10 protein-coding genes are annotated in these 11489 nt (G+C 72.4%); 2 read left to right on the top strand and 8 right to left on the bottom strand.

Annotated elements, in window-relative coordinates; translation table 11 throughout:
* Both SSOG_RS53460 and SSOG_RS11395 read left to right on the top strand, forming a co-directional pair.
* Positions 1-797 (top strand): S8 family peptidase (locus tag SSOG_RS53460; protein ID WP_009714370.1); only part of this gene is annotated, 797 nt, incomplete at its 5' end.
* Entirely contained in the window at positions 798-1412 is a 615-nt protein-coding gene (locus tag SSOG_RS11395) for a GAF domain-containing protein (RefSeq protein WP_009714369.1), read from the top strand.
* A 17-nt stretch (positions 1413-1429) separates the two neighbouring features.
* Here the strand turns inward: SSOG_RS11395 and SSOG_RS11390 are convergent, their stop codons facing one another.
* The 8 genes from SSOG_RS11390 to SSOG_RS11355 form a co-directional block, all read right to left on the bottom strand.
* The gene (locus SSOG_RS11390) at positions 1430-3256 is read right to left on the bottom strand and encodes an AfsR/SARP family transcriptional regulator (protein ID WP_009714368.1); all 1827 of its coding nucleotides are present in this window, start codon (positions 3254-3256) and stop codon (positions 1430-1432) included.
* A 144-nt stretch (positions 3257-3400) separates the two neighbouring features.
* The gene (locus SSOG_RS11385; protein ID WP_039937244.1) at positions 3401-3601 is read right to left on the bottom strand and encodes an aroma-sacti cluster domain-containing protein; all 201 of its coding nucleotides are present in this window, start codon (positions 3599-3601) and stop codon (positions 3401-3403) included.
* Between the two features lie 110 nt (positions 3602-3711).
* Positions 3712-4401, bottom strand: coding sequence for an iron-containing redox enzyme family protein (locus SSOG_RS11380; RefSeq protein WP_009714366.1), 690 nt, complete (start codon positions 4399-4401; stop codon positions 3712-3714).
* A gap of 33 nt (positions 4402-4434) precedes the next feature.
* On the bottom strand, positions 4435-5415 hold the full coding sequence (locus tag SSOG_RS11375) for a radical SAM protein (protein ID WP_009714365.1): 981 nt from the start codon (positions 5413-5415) through the stop codon (positions 4435-4437).
* Positions 5412-6554: a radical SAM protein gene (locus SSOG_RS11370; protein ID WP_154685924.1), complete on the bottom strand. Its 1143-nt coding sequence runs from the start codon at positions 6552-6554 to the stop codon at positions 5412-5414. Before SSOG_RS11370 ends, SSOG_RS11375 begins: the two co-directional genes overlap by 4 nt.
* A gap of 130 nt (positions 6555-6684) precedes the next feature.
* Positions 6685-9252, bottom strand: a complete 2568-nt coding sequence (locus SSOG_RS11365; RefSeq protein ID WP_009714363.1) for an FtsX-like permease family protein — start codon at positions 9250-9252, stop codon at positions 6685-6687.
* Positions 9253-9254: 2 nt separating this feature from the next.
* Positions 9255-9788: an ABC transporter ATP-binding protein gene (locus SSOG_RS11360; RefSeq protein ID WP_342634414.1), complete on the bottom strand. Its 534-nt coding sequence runs from the start codon at positions 9786-9788 to the stop codon at positions 9255-9257.
* 289 nt (positions 9789-10077) lie between these two features.
* On the bottom strand, positions 10078-11489 hold a 1412-nt coding region (locus SSOG_RS11355; protein WP_039937240.1), incomplete at its 5' end, for an ABC transporter permease.

The raw sequence follows: 11489 nt of genomic DNA, 5'->3' as shown, positions 1-11489 counted from the left end.
CCTGGAGCCTCCTCGGCCGCGACCGCGCCGAGATCGAGATCCGCACCGACTGGGCGGGCGCGGGCGGCGCCGAGTGGGCCTGGGGCGGCGGCGACGGCCGGGGCGTGCGCGTCTGCGTCCTGGACAGCGGAGTGGACGTCGGCCATCCCGCGGTGGGCACCGTCGCGTCCTCGCACACCGTCCGCGACGCGGTCGGCGGCGGGGTGGAGGTCGTGACGGACACCGGGGGCGACTCCTGCGGGCACGGCACCGCCTGCGCGTCGATCATCCGGATGATGGCCCCGGAGTGCGAACTGCACAGTGTGCAGGTGCTCCGCTCCGGCTACCGGGGCAGCGGGGACGCGCTGATCGCGGGCGTGCGCTGGGCCGTCGACCAGGGCTACGACGTGATCAACATGAGCCTGTCCACGACCCGCAGGGAGTTCGCCCAGGCCCTGCACGAGATCGCCGACCGCGCCTACTTCGGCCGCAGCCTGCTGGTCGCCTCCGCGCACAACATGCCGGTGGAGAGCTTCCCGTGGCGGTTCTCCTCGGTGATCTCCGTGGGCAGCCACGAGGAGGACCGCCCCGATCTGCTGCTCTACAACCCCGCCCCACCGGTGGAGTTCTTCGCCCGCGGCGTCCGCGTCCCCGCCGCCTGGCCCGGCGGCACCACCCGCCGCTGCACCGGCAACAGCTTCGCGACCCCGCACGTGGCCGGGATGTGCGCCCGGATCCTCGGCAAACACCCGGACATGACGCCGTTCCAGGTCAAGCAGGCGCTCTTCCTCGCCTCGGCCAACGTCAGGAGGTCCTAGATGACCGCGTACGAGCCCGAGGCCGAACACCGGCTGCTGCTCCAGTCCGTGGTGGAGACCGCGCGGGCGATCTTCGACGCCCAGGCCAGCTCCATCTTCCTGCTGGACGAGACGGACGGCGCCCTGGTCTTCGAGGCCGTCTCCGGCAAGGGGGAGGGCGATCTCGTCGGCCGCCGTTTCCCGGCGGGGCGCGGGGTGGCGGGCTGGGTGCTCCAGTCCCGTCAGCCCATCGAGGTCGACGACGTGGACGAGGACGACCGCTTCGCCCGCGACCTCGCCGAGTCCACCGACTACGTGCCGCGGGCGCTGATGGCCGCGCCGCTGCTGCACGGGGACGAGGTGCTGGGCGTCCTCGAAGTCCTCGACCGCAGCCGGGAGGTACGGACGACCCTGGCGGCCATGGACCTGCTGGCGCTGTTCAGCGCCCAGGCGTCGGTGGCGCTGCGGCTCGTACGCCACGGCCGCCGGACCCACCCGGCGGAGGGCGGGCCCGGCGCGGACGCCTTGGGTGTGGACGGACTCGTACGGGCCTTGGCCGCGCTGCGCGGCGAACGGCGCGAGGCCGGACGGCGGCTGGTCGGGGCGCTGGAGGAGCTGCTGAGCGGGGAGAGGTGACCAGCCGCCACGGCGAACTACAGCCCCAGCAGCTCCACATCGGCCCGCATCTGGTCGCGGGCCAGGTCGAGCACCAGGCGGGGCAGCCGGAACCGGCAGTGGCCGTCCGGTCCTGGGTCGGGGGCGAAGCCGATCAGCTGGGCGTCGAGCAGTCTGCCCAGCACCCGCCGCGCCTCGGTGGGGCCCGCGCCGAGCCGGTGCAGCGCCTCCCGGAAGGAGAACTCGCCCTCGTGGGCGAGCAGCCGCACCGCCGACCAGTCCGCCTCCCCGGCGGACGCGTAGCCGCGCATCATGCGCTTGCGCAGATCGACGTCCCCGACCGCGAACTCGTCCAGCCGGTCCGGCGACTCCAGCGCGTCCGCCAGCCCCGCCATGGGCCAGCGGCGGTGCCCGGCCAGCCGTCCGCCCGCGATGCGCAGCGCGAGGGGAAGCCCCTCGCACGCCTCCACGATGCGCCGGGCGGCCCCGGGTTCGGCCGCGACCCGCTGGGCGCCGACGATGCGCCGCAGCAGGGCCAGGGAGTCGTCCGGGGGCAGCGGGTCCAGCTCCACGACGTGGGCGCCGTCCAGCCCGGCCAGCGGGGTGCAGCTGGTGACGACGGTGGTGAAGACGGGCGAGTTGGGCAGCAGCGGCCGCACCTGGGAGGCGCTGGTGGCGTTGTCGAGCACCACCAGCGCCGGTTCGGCGTCGTCGGCGTGGGCGCGGTAGCGCCACAGGAGTTCGCTCAGCTCGCACAGGGGAGGGGCGGCGTGGTCGAGTTCCTGGAGGAGTTCGGCCAGGGCCTGGGAGGCGTCCTTGGGGTGGCCCTGCGGATCCATCAGGTCCACGTAGTACCGGCCGCCGGGGAACGCCCCTTCGGCGGCGTGCGCGGCGGCCACCGCCAGCGAGGACTTGCCCACCCCCGGACGGCCGGTGATCACCGTGATCTGCCAGGGCGCGGGCGCCTCCGCCGCATGGGCGTGGACGTCCGGGAACAGGTCGGCCAGCTCGCGCCGCCGTCCGGTGAAGTCCGCCAGTCCGGGCGGCAGTTGGACGGCGGCGGTGTCCCGGCCCGTCGCCTGCGGGGGTGTCGCGCTCAGGGTGTCGCGCGGCGCGGGAGTGGGGGAGGTGCCCGCGAGGATGTCCTGCTGGATGCGGCGCAGCACGGTGCCCGGCTCGAGACCGAGTTCGAGGGAGAAGAGCCGTCGCGCGTCGTCGAAGGCGATGAGCGCGTCGCTCTGCCGTCCCATTCCGTGCAGGGCCTGCATGTACTGGGCGCGCAGCTGCTCCCGGTACGGATGGGCCAGGATCAGCGGCTCGACCTCTTCCAGCACCTCGTGGTAGAGCCCCAGGCCCAGCCGCGCCGTGAACAGCACCTCCAGCGCGGACAGCCGTCGCTCCTCCAGGCGGGCTGCCTCGTCCTCCAGCAGGGCCGGGCCCTCGAGCCCGGTGAAGGGGCGGCCCCGCCACAGCGCCATCGCGTCGCCGGTGAGCCGGTCGACGCGGGCCGGATCGCCCGCGGTGGCCGCGCGGCGCGCGAGGTCGACGGTGTGCTCGAAGCGCACCGTGTCGATCTTCTCGGGGTCGACGGCCAGCCGGTAGCCGGGGCGCTGGTGGACGACCCGGGCGGTCTCGTCGGCCGCCGCGAGCGTACGGCGCAGATGGTGGACGTACACCTGGATGTTCTTGGCCGCGCTCTTCGGCGGGTCCTCGTTCCACAGGGCGTCGACCAGGAGGTCCACCGAGACGACCTGGTCGGGCCGGCACAGGAGTGCGGCGAGCAGAAGCTGCTGTTTGTGCGGACCCAGCGATACGGATCCCGTCGCTGTCGTGGCGATGAGCGGGCCGAGCACACTGAACTGCATATCCCCGCGTTTCCTTCCCCGTCTTTTTGGTGCCCGTTGTTAATTTTTGGCGGCCGTTACAGAGGCGTTGGGTGGTATTGGGCAATGGCCGCAGGGCCCAGGCGGTACACCGCCTGGGCCCTTTTCATCACGGTGTCCGGTGGATTACCAGACGAAGGCGCCGCTCAGCGGGGCGTCCACGCCGTGCGGGACGACGTCCTCGGCGGAGTCCAGGCGCTGCTTGATGGAGTTGAGCAGGGTCACTTCCTCCTGGCTGAGGGAGGAGATGGCCTCCAGCTGCTGCGGGTTGGCGCCCTTGAAGTTGTGCCCCGCGGCGGCCAGTTCCTTGAGAGCGTCGAACGACATGGTGAATCTCCTTCGTAGGGTGTGTGGTGCGGGAAATTCTCGGGTCGCGCCGTTGCCTTCTTGTTCGGGCGGCGATCTGCCGCTCCCGTCCCCCATGTCCCTCCTCGGACCTAGGCGTTGGCGGTCGTCATTGCCGGATGGGCATCGAGCACCGTCGCGAGCGCGTTGTTGGCGGCGTCGATGGAATGGAGAGCGCTGAGCCCGATCGCCGTGACCAGTTCCGGCGTGAGCGGCGCCTCGTCGAGGGTGCGCATCAGCTCGTCGCGGTGCTTGATGTCGAGCGCGGCATGGCGCTCCAGGGTGCGGAAACCGGTCCGCGGGAATCCGGTGCGGCGCATCAGCTCGGGCACCAGCTCCGTGGACGGCGGATTTCCCTCCAGGACCGCGATATGGCCGAGCAGACAGGCCGGGTGGTAATGCTGGATCCAGTAGTACTGGGCGCCGACCAGATTGGCCACGGAAGCGGTCGGAAGGCGGCGCAGCGGCTCGTCGGGATCGCAGCCGATCGCGGCGAGGTCCTGCCGGAGCCATTCGTCATGGCCCTGTTCCTCGCGAATATGCCGGGTGAAGTACGGTACGAGCGCTTGCGCGACCGGATCGTCGTCGGCCAGTTCCCGGCAGCGGGCCACCGCGCGTTCCATCAGCGGCACCGTCGAGCGAATGGAACTGTGCAGCATGCAAAGGTATTCGGGATAGAGTTCGTTCAGCCGCGGGGAATTCCATAGCCTGCGGGTCGTCGCCATGAGCTGGGGGAGCAGAAGGCCGGTTTTGGCGCGCAGGGCCTGGCTGTGCCGTGTCATATCAGATCGTCTTTTCCGTGATGTTCCCGTGGATTAGGAATTCAGGGTGGCGATCGCCGCCAGCATCCGGTCGCTTTCTCCCGCGGACCTGCGCTTCGTCATCGTCCAGCACAGTCCGCAGATGGATGAGAACTGCCGGTCGGCCAGGTCGCTGAAGCCCGGGAGGCCGGTGAGCGGGCCAGGTCCGACGCTCCCGAGCGCGGTGAAGAAGGGATCGTTCGTGAAGTCGGTGACGGCGGCCGCCACATCGGAGCCGTCCGCGCAGTCCCGGCGCAGCGCCGCCGGGCCCGCGCCCATGATCACGGACTCGTTGCAGCAGGCCGTGACCCGCCCGTCGTAGCGCACCACCGCGGCGTCCACGACGTCACAGGGCCCGAACGAGCGCCCCGAGTGCCGCACCGGCTGGGCGTACAGACCGGCGCCCCGGCCGTGCGGCAGCCCATGGGTGGGCACCAGTTCGGCGTGGTCGGCCCAGTCCGGGCCGAGCGCCGCGGCGAGCGATTCGCGGGTGCGGTCCAGGGTGTCGCCCTCGTCGATGGCCTGGACCACGATGGGTAGCCCGTGCCGGGCGATGATCCGTGCCGCGTTCCGGAACCGCTCGGGGCCCTGGCTCGCGACATGGTGGGCGTCGGTGCTCAGATAGACGGCCGCCGACTGCTCCAGGACCCGGTGGATCCACTGCGGGGCATGGTCGCTGCGGGCCCAGAAGCCGCTGGTGTAGAGCACCACGTGCTTGTCCGCGGCGGCCAGCCGGGTGACCGCGAGGGCCAGGGCGCGCCGCTCGACGAAGGGTTCGCCCCCGGAGATGCCCACCATCCGCAACTCCGGCAGGGCGGCGAGCTGGTCGACGATGGAGGCGAACAGCGCGTGGTCGGTGATCCGCGGGCTGTCCGGGCGGGAGTCCACCGAGCAGTGGGCGCAGCCCACCGGACAGCGGTCGGTGATGAACAGCAGCACCGAGGCGCCCCGGGTGCGCCGGATGCTCAGCACCTCACGGTGGCCGAGCCGGCTCATGCCAGGCTCCCCGCGGGGGTTCTGCGCGACGGATCGTGGCCCAGGGACACCAGGTCGGCGTACTTGGCGATGCCGTACTGCCGGGCGAAGGCCAGCGGTCCGGCCTCCACCAGCAGCGATTCGGTCTGCCGCTCGATCAGCCGGGTGGCGGGCCGGTCGGCCAACTCCCGGACCGCCCGGGGTACGGCGGTGTCCTTGGAGAGCACCCAGCAGGTCTCGCAGTATCCGGCGCTGCCGCAGCCGTCGCCGATGCTGCCGCCATTGCCGCCGCTGCTGCCCTCGGCGCCGGTGCTGCCATGGCGGTCCATCAGGTATTCGGGTCCGGCGGCGCGGATCGCCCGCACCATCGGGTTCTCCAGCGCGCGTTCCTTGATGGTGGGCCAGTCGTCGCGGGCGATATGGCCCAGGTACAGATGGGGCGGCAGCGGTACCTTGCCGTCCATCACGTCCTGGTTGCCGCACGCCGTCACCTGCCCGTTGAAGCCGATCACCGGCCAGGCGGAGACCGCGCAGGGCGAGGGGTCGACGGTGGACTTGGGCAGCGGCATCCGCTTCAGCAGCCAGGCGTCCGCGCGCCCGTGCGGGCTGATCGGCGCCACCAGCATCGGCACCCGGTCGTCGAACTCCCGCCGCACCTCGGCGGTGATGTCGGCGAGATACGGATCGTCCGGACCGAGGCCGGTCAGCTGGAGGCTGACGTCCTTGCCCTCGTCCAGCAGCTCCCGCAGGATCCGGAAGACCGAGGCCCGGGGCACCTCCTCCTCGTGGAAGCGGTCGAGGCTGGCCGAGAAGTGGTCGACCGCGTCGATGGCTCGCTTGAGCGGCCGTGGAATGCGGCCGCGGTCCGCGAAGTAGAGGCCGGACAGGACGTGGGAGCGGGACCCGGCGGCACGTGCCAGTTCGGCGATCTCCCGTACCAGCCGGGGCCGTAGCAGGGCTTCGCCCCCGGACATGAGCACGAACTCCGGCCGGTTTTCCGGTGTGAAGGATTCCGCGAATTTCCGGAACATCTGCTCCGGATATTCCTCACTGTCCAGCATGGAACTGGTGGAGCAGTGCTTGCAGTGCAGCGGGCACCTTCGGGTGATACCGAAAAAGACGGCGGAGGCCGGCACCGGTCGGTAACGCAAGATCTCCATGAGGTGCACCAGGAATCCCCCTCCTGTGACGGCTCATTGGGGTGTTGCGCTTTCTATGGTGCGGCGCCGGCCTTGAATCGAACTTTGGCGCCGGTTGCGAACTGGTTTTCTAGTCCGCTGTGAAATGGTGTCAGGCCGCCGGAAGGGCTCCGTCCGCCCGATTACGCAGGGCCAATGCGGCCGGAAGGGCCGTGGACACCAGGGCCAGTGCGGCGACTCCGGCGAGCACCAGGGTGTAGCCGCCGGGAGGAATGCTGAATTCCACGGATCCGGTGAGCGCCCCGTTGGCCCCCGCGAGGCCCGCACAAGCGATGGCCGTGCCGACCGCGGCACCGATCAGGACCGCGATGAAGGTCTCCAGATAGAGCATGCGGCTGATTTGTCCCCGGCTCGCGCCCAGCAGCCGCAGCAGTGCGAACTCCCGTGCCCGCTCGGCCGTTCCCATGAGAAGTCCGTTGACCACCGAGACCGCCGTGAACATCACCAGCACGGACAACACGAGATAGGTGCCGGTGGTGTTCTGCGCGAGGGCGGTGCGGGTGGCGGAGGCGTATTCCCCGACATCCGTCACTTTTGCCGTCGGATGGTCGCGCACCAGTGCCGCGGCCGCTTCCCGCAGCCGCTTCTCCTCACCCGATTTCGCCCGCACCAGCACCGAGTTATCCAGTTTCTGATGCATATGGGAGGCGAGATAGCGCTCGGAGAGCAGAATGTCGCCCAGCCCCAGCGGCCGGTCGAATACCGCGCCGACGGTCAGCGACACCTTCGTACCGTCACCGAGCCAGCCGCGCAGCCGGTCGCCCACGTGCAGCGAGTGCTCCTTGGCGTGGGTGCGGCTGACCGCCACCGTTCCGTCCTTCGCGAGGCTCGTCAGCGAACCCTCCCGCAGCCCCAGGTCCAGCACCTTGGCCGCGGCCGCCGGGTCCAGCGCCTGCGCGCCCAGGACGTCCGGGGTGCCCAGCACGTACGACACGAACGTGGTCGAACGGGTCGCCGCCACCGCCTCAGCGCCCGGCAGCCGGCGCGCCGCCGCCACCACATCGGGCGGCAGCCCCGGCGCGTCCCGGGGCAGCAGCACCACATCGGCGCGGGTGCGGCGGTCGGTCTGCTCGGCGGTGATCCGGTTGAGCGACCCGGTGACCAGCAGCACCGTGCACGCCATCGTCGTGGTGAGCATCAGCGCCGACGCCACCGACGCCACCCGGCGCACCGAGGTACGGGAGTTGGCGTGCGCGAGCTGTCCGGTGGCGCCGATCCAGGACACCAGGGCGCCGAGCGGCGGCTCCAGCACCCGGGTGAGCAGCGGCCCCAGCAGCACCGCGGCCCCCATCAGCAGCATCACGACCAGGTATTGGAACGCCACCCCGACCTCGCCGCCGATGTGCTGGGTGGCGAGGAACAGCGCGATCCCGCCGCCGAGCGCCACCAGGGCCAGCAGCAGCCGGGTGACCGGCATGATCCGGCGCGGCGCGGCCGCCTCCTGGAGCGCGTCCGCGGCCCGGATCCGGGCGACCCGCCCGGCGGCGAAGACCCCGGCGAGCAGGGCGAGCAGCAGGGTCGCGGCCGCCGCGATCAGGAACGGCAGCGGCCCCACCACCAGTTCGTACGCGGACGGCACCGAGCCGCGGTCCCGCAGCGTGCCGAGGACCACGGTGGCCAGCGGCACCGCGAGCGCGAACCCGGGCACCAGCCCGATGACCGACGCCAGCACCGTCTCCCAGGTGACGACGCGCCGGACCTGCCAGGGCGTCGCCCCGACCGCCCGCAGCAGCGCGATCTCATGGGTGCGCTGGAGGACGCCGAGGGCGATGGTGCCGCCGAGCACGAAGACGGCGAGGAAGCCGCCGAACCCGGCCATCGGCCCGAACAGCAGCGTCGCGTCGTCCAGTTGTTGTGTCGTGTCCGGAGCCCCGGCCTCCGCCCGTGCGTCCCCGGTGAGCACATTGGTGCCCGGCTCGTCGAGCTTGTCCTTCAGCCGCCCGGCCAGCTCGTCCGCGTCGACCCCCTTCGCGGGGAAGACGCCGACGGCCGCGGCCTCGCCGCCCGACCGGGACAGCCGCTCGGCGGTGGCCGCGGAGAAGAACAGCGCCGACTGGTCGGGCAGCGCGTCCCGGCCGCTGGGCGCGGCGACTCCGGAGACCCGGAACCGTTGGGTGCCCGAGTCCGTGACGACCCGTACGGTGTCGCCCGCCTTCAGGCGCGCGCGGGCCGCGACCGAGGCGTCCACCGCGACCTCGTCGTCCGCGCCCGGGGCCTGCCCCGAGCGCAGCGTGAACGGGGTCAGCGCGGCGGCCTCCCAGGCGTGGCCCTGGGCGGGCCCGTCCTCCGGTCCGGCCAGCGGCGCCCCGTCCGGGCCGACGGCCTGGGCGTAGAACGGGGTGTCGGCGACCACCCGGCCCACGCCGTCGACCGCCCGCACCGCGTCCACGGCCTTCTCGCTCATCCGCGGCGGCTGGTCCAGGGGGTAGTGCTCATGGTCGACGTTCTGCCCCGAGCCGGTCCGTACGACCAGATCGGGATCCATGCGGACGACGGCCGCCGTGGCGCCGAAGCGGTCCGTCTCCGGGACGGCCCGCAGCCCCGACTCGATCAGCACTCCGCACGCGGCGAGCAGCATCGCGGCCAGGGCCGAGGCGCACAGCGCGCCGATGAATCCGTACCGGTGGTGCCGGATTCCGCCGAGAGCGAGGCGCAGCACCGTCAGGCCCCCATCCGGGCCATGCGGTCGGCGACCCGCTGCGGCGTCGGGTTCTCCATCGCGTCGACCAGGGTGCCGTCGGCGAGGAACAGCACCCGGTCCGCGTACGCGGCGGCGCCCGGATCGTGGGTGACCATGATCAGGGTCTGCCCTGTGCCGTCGACCACGTCGCGCAGCAGCCGCAGCACGTCCTGGCCCGACGACAGGTCCAGGGCGCCGGTCGGCTCGTCGGCGAAGACCACCTCGGGCCGGGTGACCAGGGCGCGGGCGACGGCCACCCGCTGCTGCTGGCCGCCGGACAGCTCGGCGGGCCGGTGGCCCAGCCGCTCGGTGAGCCCGGTGCGGTGCACCACGTCCCGCATCCAGTCGCGGTCCGGCCGCTTCCCGGCGAGCCGGAACGGCAGCAGGATGTTGTCCTTCGCGGTCAGCGACGGCACCAGGTTGAACGACTGGAAGACAAAGCCGATCCGCTCCCGCCGCAGCAGCGTCAGCTTGTGCTCCCGCAGCCTGCTGATCTCCGTGTCGCCCAGGAACACCCCGCCCGGAGGTGGGGCGGTCGAGACCGGCGGCGCAGCGCAGGAACGTGGACTTGCCCGAGCCGGACGGCCCCATGATGGAGGTGAACGACCCGGGCGGCAGCGCCACGGTGACGCCGCGCAACGCGTGGACCGTGCCGTCCCCCCGGCCGTAGCGCCTGGTCACGTTCTCCAGCCGCATGGCGGGGACCGTGCCCCGCGTGGTCATGCGCGCCGTCTGATCCGGCAGCGTCATCAGATGCCTTCCTCTCCATGGTCGTTCATCGCGTCGTCAGATCAGAGATGTCACTCAGCGCGCGGGCCGCTCGCGCAGCATCCGCCAGGCCGGGACCAGGGCCGAGACGAGCGCGAGGGCCACCGCCCCCGCGGCCGCGGCGAGGAGGAATCCGGGCGGGCCGCTGATGTGGATGCCGCCGGTCAGCGCCAGGCTGGTGGCGGACAGCACGATCCCGGCGACCGCCGCGCCGAGCAGCACTCCGCAGCCCGCGACGACCAGGCTCTCCCAGGCGACCAGAGCCAGGACGTTCCGCCGGGTCGCCCCGATCAGCCGGAGCATCGCGAACTCCCCGGTCCGCACGAGCGTCGCCATGACGACCGTGTTGGCCAGCGCGAGGGCCGTGAAGGCGGCGATGAGCGCGCTGAAGAGATAGACCGGCCAGGTCTCGTCCACCGCGCCCGCGGCCCCGGCCTCCTGCACCTGGTCGCGGTCGGCGGCCCGGGCCGAGGGCCAGGCTTTCGTCAGCCGCGCCAGGTCCCGGTCCAGGGAGGGCCGGTGGTCAGGCCCGGTGACCAGGTAGACCGCGTCCAGCAGCGGATCGGGGGTGTGCGGGCGCAGCACGGCGGCGGGGACGACGAGGTCGGCGAAGCCGAGGGAGCGGTCGAAGCGGGCGCCGATCGTCAGCTCCCGCCGGGTGCCGTCGGGCAGCCGCAGCCGGATGCGTTCGCCGGTCTTCCAGCCGTACTCCTTGGCCTGCTCCACGCTGACCGCGACCGCCCGCCCGGCGGTCAGGCCGCGCAGATCGCCGTCCTTGATATGGATGTCCAGGGCGCGGGTCACATTGGCGTCGGCGCCCAGCGCCCGCGCGGTGACGCTCTCCGCCTCGTCGGTGTGCACCGACGTACGCACCCAGGCGGTGCTGGTCGAGGAGACCGCGGCCACGCCCGGCAGCTTCGCCGCGTCCTCGGCGACCCCCGGCGGCAGTCCCTCCGCGTCGTGCGGCAGCAGTACATGACTCGCCGTCAGCCGCTGCCCCGCCCAGTCGGCCGCCACGCTCTGCTGGGTGGTCTGCATGAACAGCGCCGATACGGCGAAGCCGACCATCAGCACGATCGGCACCGCGGCGGCCGCGACCTGGCGCGGCGCGGCGGTGCTGTTGGCCAGCGCCAGCTGCCCGGTGCGCCGGGAGAAGGTCCGTAGGAGCGCTCCCACGAACGGCGTGAGGGGCCGGACCAGCGCCGGGCCGAGCGCGGCAGCCGCGATCAGCAGCGTCAGCACGCCGCCGAACGCCAGCCCCGCCCCCGACAGCCCGCCCATCGAGATGCCGAACGCCAGGAACAGCCCGGTGAAGACGACGAAGGCCAGCCCGGTCAGCAGCCGTGACCGCGGCATCCGCCGCTCCGGCGCCGCCGCCTCGCGCAGCGCCTCGGCCGGGCGCACCCGCGCGGCGCGGCGCGCGGCCGACCAGACGGCGAGCCGGGTGA

Origin of the sequence: Streptomyces himastatinicus ATCC 53653, assembly GCF_000158915.1 — a bacterium.
Classification (GTDB): domain Bacteria; phylum Actinomycetota; class Actinomycetes; order Streptomycetales; family Streptomycetaceae; genus Streptomyces; species Streptomyces himastatinicus.
This window is presented reverse-complemented; position numbering and strand designations above follow the sequence as displayed.